The 17,920-nt window shown below is 53.1% G+C and carries 17 protein-coding genes; 5 read left to right on the plus strand and 12 right to left on the minus strand.

Going from position 1 to position 17,920, the window contains the following annotated elements; translation table 11 throughout:
- Window positions 1-3 precede the first annotated feature (3 nt).
- From I6L36_RS04900 to I6L36_RS04955, 12 genes are all read right to left on the minus strand, one after another.
- Window positions 4-1,287, minus strand: a complete 1,284-nt coding sequence (locus I6L36_RS04900) for a glycosyltransferase (protein WP_160317947.1) — start codon at window positions 1,285-1,287, stop codon at window positions 4-6.
- A gap of 26 nt (window positions 1,288-1,313) precedes the next feature.
- Window positions 1,314-2,792, minus strand: a complete 1,479-nt coding sequence (locus tag I6L36_RS04905; RefSeq protein ID WP_152952580.1) for a glycosyltransferase — start codon at window positions 2,790-2,792, stop codon at window positions 1,314-1,316.
- 58 nt (window positions 2,793-2,850) lie between these two features.
- Window positions 2,851-4,173 carry a glycosyltransferase gene (locus tag I6L36_RS04910; RefSeq protein WP_152952581.1) on the minus strand — a complete coding sequence of 441 codons (1,323 nt, stop codon included), beginning with the start codon at window positions 4,171-4,173 and terminating at the stop codon, window positions 2,851-2,853.
- 17 nt (window positions 4,174-4,190) lie between these two features.
- The gene (locus tag I6L36_RS04915; protein ID WP_081000962.1) at window positions 4,191-5,303 is read right to left on the minus strand and encodes a glycosyltransferase family 8 protein; all 1,113 of its coding nucleotides are present in this window, start codon (window positions 5,301-5,303) and stop codon (window positions 4,191-4,193) included.
- Between the two features lie 344 nt (window positions 5,304-5,647).
- A complete protein-coding gene (glf, locus tag I6L36_RS04920) occupies window positions 5,648-6,808 on the minus strand; it encodes a UDP-galactopyranose mutase (RefSeq protein ID WP_109111778.1) in 1,161 nt (386 codons plus the stop codon).
- Window positions 6,805-7,776: a glycosyltransferase gene (locus tag I6L36_RS04925; protein WP_053288539.1), complete on the minus strand. Its 972-nt coding sequence runs from the start codon at window positions 7,774-7,776 to the stop codon at window positions 6,805-6,807. The genes glf and I6L36_RS04925 overlap by 4 nt, the downstream gene beginning before the upstream one ends.
- A gap of 206 nt (window positions 7,777-7,982) precedes the next feature.
- Complete coding sequence (locus tag I6L36_RS04930; protein WP_053288540.1) at window positions 7,983-9,164, minus strand: acyl-CoA reductase; 1,182 nt, start codon at window positions 9,162-9,164, stop codon at window positions 7,983-7,985.
- Window positions 9,143-10,201: an acyl-protein synthetase gene (locus I6L36_RS04935; protein WP_053288541.1), complete on the minus strand. Its 1,059-nt coding sequence runs from the start codon at window positions 10,199-10,201 to the stop codon at window positions 9,143-9,145. The genes I6L36_RS04930 and I6L36_RS04935 overlap by 22 nt, the downstream gene beginning before the upstream one ends.
- A 32-nt stretch (window positions 10,202-10,233) precedes the next feature.
- Window positions 10,234-11,619, minus strand: coding sequence for an AMP-binding protein (locus I6L36_RS04940; RefSeq protein ID WP_081000963.1), 1,386 nt, complete (start codon window positions 11,617-11,619; stop codon window positions 10,234-10,236).
- Window positions 11,616-12,362, minus strand: coding sequence for an SDR family NAD(P)-dependent oxidoreductase (locus tag I6L36_RS04945; RefSeq protein ID WP_081000964.1), 747 nt, complete (start codon window positions 12,360-12,362; stop codon window positions 11,616-11,618). The genes I6L36_RS04940 and I6L36_RS04945 overlap by 4 nt, the downstream gene beginning before the upstream one ends.
- On the minus strand, window positions 12,362-12,595 hold the full coding sequence (locus tag I6L36_RS04950; RefSeq protein WP_053288544.1) for an acyl carrier protein: 234 nt from the start codon (window positions 12,593-12,595) through the stop codon (window positions 12,362-12,364). The genes I6L36_RS04945 and I6L36_RS04950 overlap by 1 nt, the downstream gene beginning before the upstream one ends.
- Complete coding sequence (locus tag I6L36_RS04955; RefSeq protein WP_053288545.1) at window positions 12,595-13,158, minus strand: GNAT family N-acetyltransferase; 564 nt, start codon at window positions 13,156-13,158, stop codon at window positions 12,595-12,597. Before I6L36_RS04955 ends, I6L36_RS04950 begins: the two co-directional genes overlap by 1 nt.
- Window positions 13,159-13,363: 205 nt before the next feature.
- On the opposite strand from I6L36_RS04955, the gene pseF reads away from it, so the two are divergent.
- Genes pseF through I6L36_RS04980 form a run of 5 tightly spaced genes read left to right on the plus strand, consistent with a single transcriptional unit; the run spans window position 13,364 to window position 17,894 of the window.
- The gene (gene pseF / locus I6L36_RS04960) at window positions 13,364-14,059 is read left to right on the plus strand and encodes a pseudaminic acid cytidylyltransferase (protein WP_053288546.1); all 696 of its coding nucleotides are present in this window, start codon (window positions 13,364-13,366) and stop codon (window positions 14,057-14,059) included.
- Complete coding sequence (gene pseG / locus I6L36_RS04965) at window positions 14,049-15,320, plus strand: UDP-2,4-diacetamido-2,4,6-trideoxy-beta-L-altropyranose hydrolase (protein WP_109111779.1); 1,272 nt, start codon at window positions 14,049-14,051, stop codon at window positions 15,318-15,320. Before pseF ends, pseG begins: the two co-directional genes overlap by 11 nt.
- Before the next feature lie 6 nt (window positions 15,321-15,326).
- Complete coding sequence (gene pseI, locus I6L36_RS04970; protein WP_042075791.1) at window positions 15,327-16,373, plus strand: pseudaminic acid synthase; 1,047 nt, start codon at window positions 15,327-15,329, stop codon at window positions 16,371-16,373.
- Window positions 16,366-17,655 (plus strand): motility associated factor glycosyltransferase family protein, encoded by a 1,290-nt coding sequence (locus tag I6L36_RS04975; RefSeq protein ID WP_053288548.1) that lies wholly within the window; start codon window positions 16,366-16,368, stop codon window positions 17,653-17,655. Before pseI ends, I6L36_RS04975 begins: the two co-directional genes overlap by 8 nt.
- Entirely contained in the window at window positions 17,652-17,894 is a 243-nt protein-coding gene (locus I6L36_RS04980; protein ID WP_042075795.1) for a hypothetical protein, read from the plus strand. Before I6L36_RS04975 ends, I6L36_RS04980 begins: the two co-directional genes overlap by 4 nt.
- Window positions 17,895-17,920: the final 26 nt, after the last annotated feature.

Here is a 17,920-nt window from a genome sequence, read left to right on the forward strand (position 1 = left end):
AAGTTAAATCTCATTACCACACATATTATGATTATCAATGAAACTAATGAGGTCGGAAGCATCAAAAAAGTCATCAACTTTTAGCATCTTTCGTACCCCCCCAAATCTTTCTAATAGTTTTTTTTCAATCCCAGCGCATCTGAACAGGGGGGTTATAACAAAGGTTGCCTCGAAATCTAACACATCATCAAGACCTAGATAGTTAGCCCCTGAGACTATGTCAACATGTTTTGGTTGTGAAACATCTATAACATGAAACAATAACTTGTGATTCGGCCGTTCAGCTATCAGCTTGTTTTTAATTTTATTAAATAATGGACCAGCCCCATAAAATACGGGACACTCGTCGTTCACAGCAATTAATGGGACAAGTTTGTTTGCAATGTATTCATATACGTCATCACGAAAACAATCACCATACTTTTTACATGCTGAAGTAAAAAGACTTAGCGCGTACTCTCTTTTATGGTGTTCAACAAAACTGACATGGTTATTACCGAGTATTTCTTCCAGCGCACTGACATTCTTTAACATTTTACAAGCATGCACAATTAATCTGTCTACATCATTTTTTGTATTGGTCGTCCAGGAATTCTCGACATTACATCTGTACACCGACATTGTGTCATCAATAAACACGCTATCACCTGCAACAACACATATTAGCCGAATAAAATAATCACCGGTGTCAATCTGATTGTACTTTTTAAAAGTGCTGCATATTGGATAAAGCAAGTCAGAACGAAACATAAATGATGAAAAATGGATCAATTCATATTCAATTAATTCCATCATCTGATTTGGTGTTAATACGTTATTGTGACCATCAAAACCAGATGAAGGAATCGTACATTTAGCTACCTTCCAATCATCTTGCACACGCGTTCTATGAAAGGAAAAACGCGCACATTTATGCTGCATCAGGGAATCAACCTGCTTCTGTAATTTATACTCATCACACCAGTAATCATCACCCTCACACAGGGCAACAAATGTCCCTTTGGCTTTTAAAAAGAACGCCCAAATAGCATAATGCCTATGATTTAAGTATTGATTTTTGCGCCTTAGCATCAAGCGAAATTTGTCTGGAAACTTTTTTTTATATCTTAACAGTATTTTTCGCGTCTGATCTGTTGATGCATCATCATGCACAAGTATTTCAAATTTAAAACTTGTTTTCTGCGATAGAAATGAGTCTAATGTTTGAGCTATATATTTTTCATGATTGAAACTCAAACAACATATTGACACGAGCACATCTGATGATGCTTGCTGAAGAACTTTCACAATATCACCTCGCGATGAAATAACCGTCAGACATCATTTAATATTGATTCAACTTTTGAGAGATTACTTATTATACTTAATAAACCATTCATCGACTTTCTCTGGTAGTGTTCAATGAGCTCTGGTTTAGAGGCAATTTCGCAAATAGCACTGAATAATCCCGAGATCGAATTATCAACCAACATGCCATACTCACCCATCTTTAACATTTCCTCAGTACCACTAGACTTAGTTGCAAGTATGGGAGTATTTAATATAAAAGCTTCCCCTAGCACCATTGGCTGACCTTCATAGTATGATGGCAAAACCAAAAAATCAGCTACTTGCATATATGGGAATGGGTTATCCATCTCACCTAAAAGGTATATATCGAGGTCAGCAGCATTTGATTTCACATCATTGCAAATCTGAGCAAACAAAGGACCATCGCCTATACAAATCAAGGCAATATTTTTGAACTTAACTTTTGCCTGCATATAAGCATGTAGCAATCTATCAATGCCTTTTTCTTTAGAAAACCTACCAACATATAGAAAAACCATTTTATTTTTGTCTATTATTGCAGGCTGGAAATCTATTGTTACACTTGCTTTTTTATTAACATCTTCTAGATCAAAAATATTACCTAACACAAAAAAGCTTGCCCTCACCGAGGAAAATAAACGCTGGAAACCATTAAGTGCAGATTGAGATACAAACACTAATTTTGAATATTTATTATAACAATCAACCTCTTCCGATAGATTATTAAAACAGAATTTTGTGGGGTGTTCCACACTTAGATCAGAATGAATCCAAGCAATACGAATTTTTGCATTAATTTCACATGCTAATTTTGCAGAAAAACCGACACTATAAGCTATAACCTTATCAAAACTTAGGGATGCGAATAAGTTCTTAATCTCGTTAAAGCTTAAGTTTTTAAAAAAATATGGTTGTAGGATTATGTCATTCCAATTTGAAAAAATATCAACGACATTGGCGATTTTATTAAATTTATTAGTCCAACTTCCCCCACCATTGATTGCCAAAATTATTACATTATTTTTATCCGCATCAATTGTGTTAACAAAATTAATCAATGATTTTTCAGCACCACCAACTCCTAACGAATTCATTACAATTAGAATGTTGTTTTTGTCTGTTTTCTTTAGTCTGTTAACTTGATTGACAGCAATGGGAATGTGTTGTTTTATTATTAACCCACTTTTTACTGAATTCATTAATTGCATGTCATCGGATACATGGAAAATACTTTCCTCCTTATATCCTAAACTAATCAACTGCATTTTGATTTCATCAAAATAATAGCTTACCACTAGTATATTAGCGTCATGGACATGGGCAGGTTTCTCTACTATCAGATTGTGAATTACTTTTCCATGCTTTAGTTTGTCGTTATCAAATAACTTTAAAATTGTATAGTGTCGTTCTATGTGTGTATAAAAAGCATCGAAAAGTCCACCAGTACCCAAAACGATTACTTCTTTTTTAGATGAATTCACAGAATGTAGTCCTAATTCTAATATTCATGAGCTAAGCCATCGAAAAACAATACACAAATCAAATGATATGCAAACCAACATAACCGCAACTATTCAAATTTAATTTTATTTCATCATAGAATGATATCGAAGCAATAACTAGTAACCTGATATCAGACGCTGGTATTTCGTCTATATGTCTGACCGGAGAGTTCAGGTCTTTTCGTGCAGTAGATGGATTCTTGTCAAAAAAACATTTGATACCAAATCCAGCGGAACGGCAAAGCTGCTCTATTTTAAATCCGATATCGCCAGCACCATATATACCAATATAGCCATCATACTTGTTTGCATTTTCAAGAATAGAACAGATCCAGTCATAATCCAGCGATGAGGAACCTGATGATAAGTGGACTCTGTAATCATTGAGTGACTGAGGGACAATACTTAATGTCATACAGTTTGTTTCATTAGCAAATGATCTAATAATTCTTGATATTTCGTCTAAAACAGTGTGTCCCTTCATTAAACTGAGCAATAGCTTACATTCTACTGGTGAAAGTTTATAATTATTATCTAAAATGTAGTCATGGATCCTATACACCAGTCTTTTTAACTTATATGTTTGCTCTTTCGGCACAATGCCACATAACTTGGTTAATCCGGTAAGCAACGGAATTATGTGTTCGCTACTATGAAGAGTAGAGGAATCAAGCCACTCGCTAACATTATCCAACCATACATTCGTTCTGGCTATTTTCATCCGTGTATTGTTCCTTGACATAGTTCCATGTCGCCTAAAATAGATCACCCCCAGATCGTGCAACGATAAAAAACTACATCCTTTAATAGCCAGCCTGAATATTAAATCATAATCTTCGCACCCGCCTTCTGTTCTTGCTCCTGAAATGAATCCACCAAACAAATCTAGAGTTTTTTTCTTAAACAGATAAGAGTGAACAGGCGCCAAGTTATCCATGAATAAAGATGGTAATGCATCACCAAATGTCGGAATGATTTTTTTCTTCAGTCCAGTATCTTCATCAACCTCAATAGCGCCTATAATGCTAATGACGTTCTCGCTAAGCGATATACTATCAACTTGTTTTTTGAGTGAATATGGAAGTAACGCATCATCCGCATCTAAAAATTTCACATACTCGCCAACCGCATATTTTAGACCGGTGTTTCTTGCGGCCGACAAACCGCCATTTTCTTGCCTAATCAATCTTATACTAAATTTATAATTAGATGTCGGTATATATACTGCTTCAGAAGATCCATCATCAATAACAATCACATCAAGGTCAACATCTTGGTCATTAAGTGAATCGAGTGCTCTTTTTAATAATGATTGCTGTTCATAGCATGGAATAATAATTGAGACTACAGTCTTGGTCATTAGCTCACACTCCAATATTATATTATCTTGACGTTCAACGTTGTATCAAACGGCAGCGATGAAATAATTTCTTGTCGGTATGGAACAGAAGCTATGACCAATGCATCAATTACATTAAACTTGTCTAGCCCCTTAAATACGGGTATACCGAGATAAGGATTCAATATATTTTTGTCGATCAGATATTGAATTGTGTACTCCGGCATATTCATTTTTATATGATAACATAAACGTCGTCCACGCTGCCCTCGCCCCCAGATTGCTAAGACCCCACCATTTGGCAATTCATTTTTGAGTCGATTAATAATGTCAATGTCCGTTGGATCTAAGAATAGTTCTAGGGGCTCATCACTAAATGATGTCAGCGCCTTGTACTTCAAATATACCGATGTGAGTGGGTGTTCAGATGTAACATGCCAAGGTTTTTCCTGACCACAGAAATGGATAAGACGGGCTTTCTTTGTTAAATCGGGTGTTATTATTAACGATTGAGCATTCCATATGCTATCGATGTAACAACACTGCCCTTCAATAACAACATTTAGTGCATCTTGATCATTGTGCTCCATGCCCTGCATTCTTATCAGCAAATCGATTGCTTTTTTACTCACATTAAAATCATTCCAGGCAACAACATCTATAACCATCATTCCTGCGTTAAAGTATTTACCAGTCGCGATTCCTCTTGCTAACTGCCCCTCTTTATCGTCACCTAATAGCTGATCGGTCACAACTCCAGCAATACAACCATGCAAGTTAACTTCCCATAATGGAGATATATCACCTTGGGCTATTACATCAGCGTCAATGAATATAACCCGATCACGATCATTTAATATCTCTGGGACAGAAAACCGATAATATGTTACTTCATTTAATCGTTCTTTATACCGGTCACTAATTTGCAGATTACTATAATCCGGTAAATTTGAATGAAACTCGATTTGAGTGTTTTGACACTCTAATGTCATCAATTTTTTTTTTGTATTCTGGTTAAGCCTACCAAACACATGGCAGTTAATCTTATAGTCTGTGGATAAATTTCTTTGTATACTTGTTATGAGTGCAGCCAAGTGTGTTGCATACTCATTGTCAATACAAAACGCCAACTCAATCGTATTTATTTTCATCTATTATCCTAGCAGCAGGTAAAACATCATAAATTACCACGTTGATGACGCATTGAATATGATAGCCATAAGAGTATGGAAACTAGATTTTGGCAGCAGCATATACCTATCAACTGCTCTTGTACTACCTATAACACGATCACACTAATGCACTGCAGATCATTTCTATTTCTGAAGTTGGCACTCCATGCAACAGTCATTTTATCAATAATACATAGGTGATGTGGGAATTATTAATATGCTGCAACGACTTCAACAAGTTTATCAGCCAGAAGACCATTAATTAGCATATTATTTTTTCCAACATTAAGCATTACTCTCTACGTAACTCAATACTTATAAGCTCAATTACCGTTTTCAATTCTTGTTCTAAATGTCTGTAGTGCATTGTCCACCGCATCGTCCATATCGAAATAACGGTATTCGGCCAGGCGGCCTAACGGTATTAACTGGGTAAAGCACTCCAGCCGGGCACGGCAGTCGGCATAGCGCGCCTGGGCAGTGTCGGTAAACAGCGGGTAATAGGGCTCCAATCCCTGTTCAGGCTCGTAGGCACAGGGATACTCGTAGACGATGCTGGTGCCCGCGTGCACTTGCCCGGTCAGGTGCTTGAACTCGGTGATGCGGGTATAGGCCTCTTCATTGGGGTAATTCACCGTCGTCACCGGCTGGAACTGTGCTTGCGCCAAGTGACGGTGCTCGAAACGCAGCGAACGGTACGGCAGTGGCTCACTGCCGGCACAGAGCACATCCAGCATGCCGGTGTAGATCAGCGGGCCGGTGAACGGGGCACCGTCCAGCATGACACGCCCCTGCCCCCAGTCCAGCGCCACGCGGGCGCTCATCGGCGTCGACAACTGCAATTCGATGTTGGGGTGGGCCAGCATCGCCGCCACCATGGCACTGTAGCCCCCTTGCGGCACCGCCTGGAACGGATCGGTAAAGTAGCGATCATCACGGCTGACCACCACGGGTACCCGGGCGGTCACCTCCGGCGAAATCGCCTCGGGCGGCATGCCCCACTGCTTGCTGGTGTAGTTGACGAACGCCTTTTGATATATGAACTCCGCCAACTCGCCGAGCAGCGGATCGGCCTGCTGACGCAACGTCAGGATCGGCACCCGCGCCCCCTCGCCATAGCGCGACACCAGTGCCGCGATCAGCGCTTGCGCCTTGTCGGCGGGGAAACAACGTTCGATGCTGGTCAGGTTGAACGGCAGCGGCACCAGTTGGCCATCGATACGCGACAGCACCCGATGCTCGTAGGGATGCCACTGGGTGAATTGCGACAGATAGTCGGCCACCGCTGGCTTATCGGTATGGAACAGGTGCGGCCCATAACGGTGGATCAGCACGCCCGCCGCATCCTGTTCGTCAAAACAGTTGCCGGCCAGATGGTCACGCTGCTCCAGCACCAGTACACGCCAGCCGAGCTGGCTGGCCATGCGTTCGGCCATCACGGCGCCAGACAGGCCGGCGCCAATCACAATTGCCTGATAGGTCATGGGTTTGCTCCAAATAGCTGTTGTCTGACCTGAACCGGATCGGCCCTGAGTTGCCACGCCAGCTGATGACGGTCGTCGAAGAACCAGCCCGGGGCCAGCGCGGCCACCTCGTTCACCGACTGTTGGAGAAAGTGGTTAAAGCGCGGCGTGTCCTCCTGGCGCAGAAAATAGAGCGCCGCAGAATAGAGGTGATGGGCTCGCCCCTGGGCAATCAGCGTCGAATCCGCGCCGAATGCCGCCGCATTGTTACAGGCACGCAGCAGGTCGCGCAGAGATTGTTCACGCCGTTCCGGTGATTGACGGGTCTGGCCGCCAAAACTGTTGGCGTGATAGCGATAACGCCCCAATACCGCGGGAATAAAATCCAGCGTGCCAGGCCGCAGTGACAAATTCAGAATGTGCCAGGGGTAGTCGAGGATGATCTTGCAACCATCATCGATGGCTTCACCCATGCGCTCATGCCGGCGGAACATGATCGAGCTGGCGTTGACGAAACAGCCATAGCGGATCAGATCCGTGATATCGCCGACCGGGCGTAAATAGCGGTAGTTGTAATAGTCGCGGGTAAACAGCTTCAGCGTCCGACCGCTCTCATCGTCAAACATGTCGGCTTCGTGGTAACAAAGCGTGCAGTGCGGATGGTCGTCCAGGTAGCCTGCCTGTTGTTGCAGCTTGCCCGGCAGCGCCAGATCATCGCCATCGACGTAGGCGATATAGTCGCCGCGAGCCTCGCTCAGTAACCGTTTCTGAGTACGCGCCAAACCGATATTCTGCGGATTCTGCAATGCGCGCAGCTGCGGGTAACGACTGGCCAGATGCAGCATGATGGCCCAGGAGCCGTCGCTGGAGCCATCATCGATGGCGATGACCTCATAATCGAAGTCGGCCTGTTGCGTCAGCAGGCTCTCGAGACAGGGGGCAATGAAACGCTCGAGGTTGTAGACCGGAACCAGCACACTGACTTTCATTCTTTATCCTATGTTATCGGTTCAATTTGACGCCAAGCGGCCGCGGCAGGCATGGCTACCGCACGACGCGGTACTGGGAATGGCGCCTCATGCTGCGGCTCTGTTGCCAGACAGATACAAGTTGTATGCCAGCGCCCGTACACTCAGTGCTAAAAGTGCGAACGCTTTCACACTCCGGGTTAGCCGACACTGCGCTGGGCGCAGCATTAGCCGACCCGGGTCTGCCGGCTCATCTGCGCCAGCAGATCCTGCCCATCCCAGAACCAGTCAAACGCCAGCGCCTGACCCGGCACCACCAGCCGGTCGATGCGGGTGTCGGGATATTGACGCAGCCAGGCCGCCACCGCCGCAGGCGCGATGCCGACACAGACACAGGTCTGCACCTGATCACCGGCGGCCAGCCAGGACGGCACATCGGCGTAGTGCCGTTCCAGCAGAACGCCGCCGCCCGTCGCGATCTGTGTCTGCACCCCGCCAGGCTGCAACAGGCTCAGGCTACCGACCGCAGTCTGCGCCAGCACCTCACCGCTGGCCAACGCCAGCTGGCTGTTCACCAGCCGCGCCATGCCGTTAGCCGGATCTTGAGCAAACGGTGCGGCCAACGCCGCCAACAACGCCTCACGTGCCGGAGCCGGCCAGTCACCCAACCAGACCAGCGTGGTCGGTGATGCGCAGGCCTGCTGGTTAAACTGGCTGATGTCTTGCGCCAGCGCGGCCTGCTGGCGCTGGCGGCGGGCATCATCCAACGCCAGCCAGGCGGAAGCGTCGAGGAGCGCCAGCGAACGGCGATCCGGAAACACCAGTTCCCGCCCGCGTGGTGGCAGCGCTATGGCCCGGATGGCCGTAACGGTGGCATCGCCCCCCCACACGACGCGCAGATCGCACTGCGCCGATAACGCGGCGGTGATCGCCTCGTCATGGCCGTAACGAATGAACCGCACCCGAGCGGCGATCGCCTGCCACTCGGGCTTGGCTAACAAATCGGCGCACACGGCCAGCAACTGTTGCTGCACCGGATCCTGACGGCGCGAGAGGCGTACTATCGCACTGTTACCTGCCAGCAACGCCATCAGCCAGGAGAACACTCCCAGCGTCGGCACATTGGACGGCACCAGGTGCAGTGTCAGCCCCAGCGGTGAGCGCGAGGCATACGCGGGCAGATGGGCATGCAGCGCGGCGGGACGCAGCCAGAACCCCAGCGCCACCAGATCGGGCCATGGACGGCCCAGCGCCTGCAGCCGTTGTGACAATTCGCCGCAAAACGCCAGCACACTCTCATCCCCCACCGCCAGCGGTTGCGGTGTAAAGCCTTGCCAACCGGAGGACGGCAGCACGAATTCGATGCCCTGCTCGGGCCAGGATGGGGTCACTGGAATGTATCGCTGCATCCGCGCACCTCGGCTCCGTGCTGGCGACCCAGCACGGCAAAATAACGGCCATGACGACCACAGGGGCAATCATCCTCGCCCAGCAGGGTGCCCAGATCCTCGCTCAGCAGGCTGTGGCCGGGATAGCTCTGCGGCAGCGCCGAGAGCACCTGCAGCAAGCCGGGTTGCCCCATCGGTAGCGGCGCCAGGGTCTGCGGATCGCGCACCAGCACATCGGCGAGCACAGGCGCGTGCAGATGGCCGGCTTCGCACTCGACGAAGATGGAGCCGACCTGCTCGACCATGCCATAGAAGTTATGAACTCGGCTCAGCCCCAGAATCTGCTGGCAGCGCGTCTTGAAGGCGGCGTTATCCACCGCCAGATGCTGCAGCTTCTTCCAGCCACCGCTGTGAAACAGGATCCCCTGCGCGAGCGGCAGACTCAGCCCCCGCTCGCGCAGCGGCTCCAGCAGGCATTGCCAGACCATGAAGGTGAAGCCGAAGATCAGCACCGGCTGATTGGCATAGCGCTCACAGAAGGCCTCGATCACCGGCCAGTTGGGCCGCATCTGTTCATCGAGTGCATAGTGGTGATCGCGGCCCAAAAATGAGAGTCCAAGGGCACCAGCCCCACGCGCCGAGAAGCCGCTGCGGTTCTGGATCAACGCCGGCTGTTCCACCAGCAGCATCGGTAGCCGTTGTTTGCCAATAAATTCCTGCAGGATTTTGACTAGCGCCTTGCTCTGCAGGGCGGCGGTCGCGCGATCCAGCACGATGCGCGACACAGCCCCCGTGGTGCCGGAAGAGGTCAAGGTCTTGAAACGCTCGGCTTCCGGCACGCTGGCCAGCAGCAGATGCTTGAACAGCCGCACCGCCAGATAGGGTAACTCATCATCGCTCAACGCGGCGGCATCCCAGCCGTAGCCATCAAGAATGCGGGCAAATTCGGGGCAGTGCTGGCGATGCCATTCACTCAGGGCATTGAGACGAGCCATGAGCAGGGCGGATTTTTCGGCCTGAGATAAGCCATAGACGGGGGCAGCCAGCAGAGCGTCCAAGCTTAGATCCAAAGTATCGGTAGGCGATGCCATCATGCACTCGCCTCCTCGATCGCGCGCTGTAATGCCGAATAATCGACCTTGCCGGCAACGGTGCGTGGCAGATCCTTGAGCGCAGCGACACGAAACAGGCTCGGGTGCAACCCCAGTTGCAGTTGCAGATAGTCACGAATCACGGCCACCTGTGCCAGCTCGGAACAGGCAATCCGTAGCGCCTGATCCTGACCACAAGCCACCAGCTCCCAACCCAGATCGCGACACTGCCGCTCCAGCGAGTCCAGTTGCCAGCGTACCCCTGAGAGCTTGATCTGTCGCTTCAGCCGCCCCGTGATAAACCAGAGTCCGTCGGCCGAGCGGTAACCCAGATCGCCGGTACGCAGCAGAGGATTCATGGGAGCAAGCGCCAGATCGGCCAGCGACTCGGCATAGCCGAGCATCACATTGGAGCCTCGATAGCCTAGCTCGCCCTCCACACCAGGCTCGGCAGCCATCTCGTTGCCCTGCTCATCGAGCAACAGTAGCTCACCGCCAGGAATAGGCACACCAATGCTGTCTGGGTACTCAGCCGCCAGTTCGGGCGGCAGATAGCTGATGCGCGCCGTGGCCTCGGTCTGGCCATACATCACATAGAAACGGATGCCCTGCTCCCGGCACCAGAGGGCATAATCGAGCACCCGCTCCGGCGCCAGCCGACCACCGGCCTGGGTCAGGATGCGCAGATGGGGCCACGCCTGGCGGCGCAGGCGCAGCTGCTCGTAGATCTGGTAGCTGTAAGGTACGCCGGTCAATTGCGTCACCGGATAGCGCTTGAGGCACTCCCAGAAGCCGCGCTGCAGAGGCGTCTCGTTGGTCAGCACCAATCCCGCGCCACACAGCAGATGGGAGTGGATCACCGACAGACCATAGGAGTAGGCAAACGGCAAGGCGGTCAGCGCCAGATGATCCGGCGCCATCTCAAGATAAGCGACGATGGACTCGGCATTGGCGATCAGGTTCTGCTCGCTCAGGCGAACCAGCTTGGCGCCGCCCGTGGAGCCGGAGGTGGTCAGCAGCAGCGCCAGTTCCGGCAACAGCGACATCGGGCGATGATGGCGGGGCACCGGGGCCGCATCCGGCCGGAGCCAGAGGTGCGGATCATATTGCTGCAGCAGTGTCTCGACGCTGGCCGCCGGCAATTCGGCATTCACCAGCAGCACGGCATGACCCGCCCACAGGCAGGCCAGATAATTGAGCAGGCTCGGCAGGCTGTTGTCCGCCTGCAGCAGCACCAGTTGCCGCCCGCTCGCCCGGGGCGATGCCCCCCAGAGCTGCACGGCCAAAGCCTGACTTTGCGCGCGCAACTCGGCGTAACTCACCATTTGTTCACCGGCATAGGCGGCGATGCCCTCGTGCTCCAGCAACCGCTGCCACAACCTCATATCAGCATGCCTCCGTCGACACCGATCACCTGACCGGTGACATAGCTCGACAGCTCGCTGGCCAGAAATAGTGCCACCTTGGCCACCTCGTCGGCCGAGCCGATGCGTCCCATGGCGATGCTCTGCAGCCGCTGTTGGAACTTGTCGTCCGGCAATGAGTGCGCCATGTCGGTATCGATAAAACCCGGCGCAATGGCATTGACGCGGATCTGCTGTGGCGCCAGCTCCTTGGCCAACGACTGGGTGATGCCGATCACCGCCGCCTTGCTGCCACCGTAGACTGCCTGACCGGCATTACCAACCCGGCCGATGATCGACGCCAGGTTGATGATGCTGCCGCCACCAGCACGCTGCATCATCCGCGCCGCATACTGGCTGCAATAGAGCACACTGAAGCTGTTGCTGGCGAAAGTGCGCTCCACTTGTGCCGGCGTCACCATGCCAATCAGCGCATCATCCAGCACCCCAGCATTGTTGACCAATACGTCGAGGGTTTTGCTGTGGCTAAACAGCTCACGAAACAGCGTCTTGACCGAGTCGGCATCCGATACGTCACAACTCAGGGCATGACAGTCAATACCATGCTTTGCCTGCAGCTCACCCGCGAGGAGCATCCCCTGCTCGATATTCCGCACCGCCAGAAACAGGGTGGCCCCCTCGGCGGCAAAGCGCTCGGCCACCGCGCGGCCGATGCCGCGGCCGGCGCCGGTGATCAACGCACTCTTGCCGCTAAGCAGCCCCATCAGGCTTCGATCCCGTACTTGGCCAGGATCTGCCGCGCCTTGGCCACCGAGCTCATGTCGATGATGTCATCGGTATCGAGCATGATCTCGTATTCGTCTTCGATGGCGGCAATTAGCGTCATATGAGCCACAGAGTCCCACTGAGGAATGCCCTGATAGGTCAACTCATCGCTGACCAACTCAGGAGCGATCGCCAGGGCATCGGCAAAGATCTGGACAAGGGATTTTTTCATCATCGGTACCTAATAAAACGGGAAACTTGATCGCGGGCCGAACGGTAGTGTTCTGGCACCAGTTGGTAGTGGATTAGCGGACCCTCCGCCTCACCGAATTGCTGGTAACCACAGGCTTCATGAAACCGGATGGAAGCCGGGTTAGTGGTGAAAATCTTGCCATAGAGCCGGGTCAGACCCAATTGTTCAAACGCCATGTCATTCAGTGCAAAAGCGACACAAAACGGCACCAGGTTGCTACGAAACTCATCCGGATAGATATACATGCCCGGCTCGGCCGTACCGGCCTGCCAGTCGATGGCGGTCAGGGAGACGACCCCGATCGGTTGCTGACGAAACCAGGCCACGTAATAACAGGCGGAGTCCGAGCACTGTAGACGCTCAAACCAGGCCTGCTGCATCTGTGGCGTGATGAAGGTCTGATCCAGCATCTGACTGGCAATTTTCGGGTCATTTCGCCATTGGCGTACCAATTCCAGCTCGTCGACCTGCAACCGTCTGAGTTGCACACCATAACGTTCATAGCTGGGGCTGAAACCCGGGGGGGATACCCCTTGTGACATGCCAGTTCTCCTTACTGCCTGTTGGCGCCCCACTACGCCCGGGGCTCGACCCAATACGAGACCCACTATACCATCCGAGGAAGTCGATAGCGGGATTGCACACTCATTTTTTGAAATAATTCAGTCAGTTGGTGACAGAGCGTACAGCCGATCCTATTATCGGCAACAAGCGTATTAACTTGAGCTCCACGCCAGGAGGTGCCCCATGACCATCGCCATCATTCCGGCACGCGGCGGCAGCAAACGCATTCCGCGCAAGAATATCCGTCCGTTTTGCGGGCAACCGATGATCCGTTATGCCATCCAGGCAGCCCAAGCCGCCGGCTGTTTCGAGCACATTGTGGTCTCCACCGATGACGCCGAGATTGCCGCTGTTGCCCGCCATTGCGGTGCCGAAACCCCCTTCCTGCGTGACCCGACACTGGCCGACGACCATACCGGGACCACGGCCGTCGTGGTCGATGCCATTCGCCGGCTCGATGACCTCGGCATCCAGGCCGATACCTATTGCTGCATCTATGCCACCGTGCCCCTGATCCGCGCCCGCGATCTGCAGGCCGCCTACCAGCGGCTGACGACCAGCACTGCCGATTATGCCTTCAGCGCCGCCGCCTTTGGCTTTCCCATCCAGCGCGCGTTGCAACTGACCGCCAATGGCTGTGCCACCCCTTTCTGGCCGGAGAACATGGGCAAACGCAGTCAGGATCTGACCCCGGCCTACCAGGATGCCGGTCAATTCTACTGGGGACGGCGCGAGGCCTGGCTGGGTGGCCGCGGGGTGTTCGATGGCAACGGACTGGCACAGGTGCTGCCGCGCTACCGGGTGGTCGATATCGACACCGAAGAGGACTGGCAACTGGCCGAACTGCTCTATCGGGTATTACACCAGCATGACGTTTGATATCGCATTTCGGCTCGATGCGAGCCCCGAGAAAGGGCTGGGCCATCTGATGCGCTGTCTGGCCATCGCCGATCGGTTGCAGGTGATGGGAGCCGAGTGCCACTTTCTCTGTTATGGGTTGCCGGCTCACTTGCAGCCCCTGCTTAAGCAGCACCACTACCACCCTCTGGCTGCGCTGGATGACGCGGGGCCACTGCCCCGACTACGACCGGCCTGGCTTATCGTCGACCACTACGCCATCGACCAAATGCTTGAAGCCTTGCTGGCGCGCCACTGTAGTCAGTTGCTGGTGATCGACGATCTGGCGGATCGACCGCATCACTGTCAGCTACTGCTGGATCAGGGGCCTCTTCGCACCGCAGCCGACTATCAGCCCCTGATATCAGACAACTGTCGCCTGCTGCTGGGAACGGATTACGCCCTGCTGCGCCCGGCATTCCGACAGCTTGCACGCCAAGAGATCAACCTGTGGCAACGGGGACTCATCTGCTTTGGCGGCGCCGATCCAGCCGGCGCTTGCCTCACCACCCTCAACAGCTTGGCTCGTCTACCCTGGGCCCGCACCATCCAGTGGACTCTGGTGGCGGGCGGCGCCAACCTTTTCTGGAACGAATTGCAGCAGAGGGTTGTCGAACTGCCCGAACTTCGCATCGACTTGCTGCGCCAGAACGATCAGATGGCGCAGTTGATGGCGCGCCACGATTTTGCCATCGGTGCCGCCGGCGGCATGACCTGGGAGCGCGCCTGCCTCGGCCTGCCAACCCTGGCGGTGCCCATCGTCGACAACCAGCAGTTCAATGATGAGGTGATCGCCCGCTTCCAGTTGGCCGAACGCCTGACGCTAAGCGAGCTCGCTGACCCCTCACGACTCGCGCAGGCCTTGTGTTCACTGGAACAAGAGGCCGAGGCGTATCGCCAACGCGGTCAGCAGCAAGTGGATGGTCTGGGGCTCGATCGCCTCACCGCCTGGCTGCTGCCGCAAACCGGTTATCAGCTGCGGCCCGATGGCCAACGCTGGCAATTTTTACAACAAGATGGCGGGCAGGAAGAGACATGCCTGCTCACCCTTGACCTAAGCGGCCAGCAGTTGGCCTGGCAGGCACACCAGCCACTCAAACCACAAGACTGGCAAGAGCTGGCACATCGCTTGCAGACAATTTTCTCCCAGTTTCCCCTCTATCTTGCCGAGCCACCGCAGATAGCGCCCCCTGCCCCCTGGCAACCGGCGCCGCAAGGCTGGCAACTTGGCACAGGAGTCTGAACACAGATGCAGATCGCCCATCAATCCATCGGCCCGGCACAGGCTCCCTTTGTGATCGCCGAGCTGTCGGCCAACCACAACGGCAACCTGGAGCGTGCACTGGCCATCATGACCGCCGCCAAGGAGGCCGGGGCCAGTGCGGTCAAGCTGCAGACCTATCGGCCCGACACCATCACCCTCAGAAGCGATCGGCCCGAATTCCAGATCCACGGCGGTCTCTGGGATGGTCACAGCCTGTACGATCTCTACCAGTGGGCACACACCCCCTGGGAGTGGCATCAGGCCCTGTTTGCCAAGGGGCGCGAGCTGGGGCTGACGGTCTTCAGCAGTCCGTTCGACTTCAGCGCGGTGGATCTGCTGGAATCCCTCGACTGCCCGGCCTACAAGATCGCCTCCTTCGAGCTGGTGGACTTGCCCCTCATCCGCTACGCCGCCCAGACCGGCAAGCCACTCATCATGTCCACCGGCATGGCGAACGAGGCCGAGATCGCCGCCGCGGTCGAGATGGCACTCAAGCACGGCAACGGCCAGCTGGCCCTGCTGCACTGCGTCAGCGGCTATCCGGCACCTGCAGCCGAGTACAACCTGCGCACCATCCCCCTGTTGCGCCAACGTTTTGGCGTTGAAGTCGGGCTCTCGGACCACACCTTAGGCTCCGCAACCGCCATTGCTGCCACCGCCCTCGGGGCGACCCTCATCGAGAAGCACTTCACCCTGGCCCGCGCCGACGGCGGACCGGATTGTGCTTTCTCCATGGAGCCCGACGAATTGGCCGAGTTGATACGTTCGGTCAACACGGCCCACGCCGCCCTGGGGGTAGCTGACTATAAACTCACCCAGAGCGAGCAGACCAATCGCGAATTTCGCCGCTCCCTCTACCTGATCAAGGATATTGCAGCAGGGGAGCGTCTCACCACCGAGCATATCAAATCGGTGCGTCCCGCCCTCGGCCTCCCTCCTGCCGATTACGATCGACTGCTCGGCAAGCGGGTCACCCGCGATATGAGCGCCAATCAACCACTGAGCTGGGTATGGGTTGCATGCGATGAATGAAGAACTCCTCCTCCATCAGCTTGCGATCATCGAAGCACGCTGGCCGACGCTGGCAGGTGCCTTGGCGACGGCCCAGCTGGGCGACTTTCAAGTGGAGCTTTGCGAGGGAAGCGGCAGCACCCTGCTGGTCAATGGCATCCAACTCACCAGCCGCCACGACCGGGAGGCAGAGGCACAACTGCAGGCCAACAGTCTGCCGAATGCTCGCGAACTGCATCTCTATGGGACTGGCCTTGGGGATCTGCCTCCCCTTTTACTGGCCCGCCCTGATCTGAAACGACTACATATTCACATTCTGAACCACACCTTGTTTACACTGCTCCTAGCATTGCTGGAATGGAAGTGGCTACAGGATCCCAGGCTCCAACTCAGTCTGGCCAGTGATGAAACTGAAGTCACACTGCCCTTCTTCGCCATACCGAGTGAACTTGAGCTGGCTGAGACAGCAGCCAGCCGCATCCGTGGCAGATTGATCAGTGAAATATCTGCCGAGTATACCAAGTTGAGGTTCGCACCGGACTCAGCACGTGTTCAGACCCGGCTCGCTGAAAACCTGCCACTGATCCGTGCGGACGGTGACGTCGCCAGCCTGTTTGATTCGGCCCCTCACGGGACGGCAGTGATCATCGCCAGTGGCCCGACACTGCAGCACCATCTTCCCAGACTGGCAGCATTGCTTCACTGCCATCCAAAATGGCAACTGATCTGTGTTGATACCGCAGTGGCGCCGTTAAGGCAGCATCACATCACCCCTCATCTGGTCGTCTGCATCGACGATCGCTTGGCCCAGGATCATCTGGCCAGCGACGGCCTCATCACAGTGCCGCTGGTTTATACCCCCATGGTACCTAACGCCACATTGAACAGCTGGCCCGGGCCAAGACTCACCGCATACTCCATCAGTCCCATGTATCAGGATCTGCGCGAGACACAGCCTAAAGGGGTACTGCATCAAGGCGGTAGTGTCCTTCATCCTGCTGTCGATCTCGCCGTCAAGATGGGTTGCAGCGATATCATCCTGCTGGGTTGCGACTTCGCTTTTCCGGGTGGGCAGACCCACACAGGCTGGCAGGATGGCGCACTCGGGCCAACCGCTCACCAGACGTTCGGCTGGACGCTGGATGGCCACGGTCATCGAGTGGTCACAAACCCCAATTTCACCACCTATCAGATTGAGCTGGAACGTTACATAGCCAAGCATCCGCAGATTCGTTTCTGGAATACCAGCCGTGATGGAGCCGCGATCCTGGGGAGTCGTTACCATCCGGAGTTTGTGTCATGAATCGACGACAAGAATGCATCAACCTGGCCCAGCGCTTCCGACTGGGTCATCATCTGGAAAGTGCACAGCATTTGCCTGTTTTGATTGAGAAAGTACTTACCACAGTTCCTGTGTCGCAACATGCGAATATCGCCACCATTGTCGCAGCCATGCTGGCTTGTCAGGAACATGGTGACTGGCTGGGATTGGCCGACTGGTTGGAAGGTGAACTCGTGATGCTGTTGGACTCGATAAAATAAGAGGACAAGAGGGCCTGTGATCAATG

Origin of the sequence: Aeromonas sp. FDAARGOS 1406 (genome assembly GCF_019048565.1) — a bacterium.
Taxonomy (GTDB): domain Bacteria; phylum Pseudomonadota; class Gammaproteobacteria; order Enterobacterales; family Aeromonadaceae; genus Aeromonas; species Aeromonas caviae.

Coding starts and splice junctions, on each gene's coding strand:
- I6L36_RS04955 (WP_053288545.1), bottom strand. CDS start 13,158: ATGTCACAAGGGGTATCCCCCCCGGGTTTCAGCCCCAGCTATGAACGT.
- pseG (WP_109111779.1), top strand. CDS start 14,049: ATGACGTTTGATATCGCATTTCGGCTCGATGCGAGCCCCGAGAAAGGG.
- I6L36_RS04915 (WP_081000962.1), bottom strand. CDS start 5,303: ATGAAAATAAATACGATTGAGTTGGCGTTTTGTATTGACAATGAGTAT.
- I6L36_RS04980 (WP_042075795.1), top strand. CDS start 17,652: ATGAATCGACGACAAGAATGCATCAACCTGGCCCAGCGCTTCCGACTG.
- I6L36_RS04930 (WP_053288540.1), bottom strand. CDS start 9,164: ATGCAGCGATACATTCCAGTGACCCCATCCTGGCCCGAGCAGGGCATC.
- I6L36_RS04925 (WP_053288539.1), bottom strand. CDS start 7,776: ATGAAAGTCAGTGTGCTGGTTCCGGTCTACAACCTCGAGCGTTTCATT.
- I6L36_RS04975 (WP_053288548.1), top strand. CDS start 16,366: ATGAATGAAGAACTCCTCCTCCATCAGCTTGCGATCATCGAAGCACGC.
- pseI (WP_042075791.1), top strand. CDS start 15,327: ATGCAGATCGCCCATCAATCCATCGGCCCGGCACAGGCTCCCTTTGTG.
- I6L36_RS04945 (WP_081000964.1), bottom strand. CDS start 12,362: ATGGGGCTGCTTAGCGGCAAGAGTGCGTTGATCACCGGCGCCGGCCGC.
- pseF (WP_053288546.1), top strand. CDS start 13,364: ATGACCATCGCCATCATTCCGGCACGCGGCGGCAGCAAACGCATTCCG.
- glf (WP_109111778.1), bottom strand. CDS start 6,808: ATGACCTATCAGGCAATTGTGATTGGCGCCGGCCTGTCTGGCGCCGTG.
- I6L36_RS04910 (WP_152952581.1), bottom strand. CDS start 4,173: ATGACCAAGACTGTAGTCTCAATTATTATTCCATGCTATGAACAGCAA.
- I6L36_RS04950 (WP_053288544.1), bottom strand. CDS start 12,595: ATGAAAAAATCCCTTGTCCAGATCTTTGCCGATGCCCTGGCGATCGCT.
- I6L36_RS04940 (WP_081000963.1), bottom strand. CDS start 11,619: ATGAGGTTGTGGCAGCGGTTGCTGGAGCACGAGGGCATCGCCGCCTAT.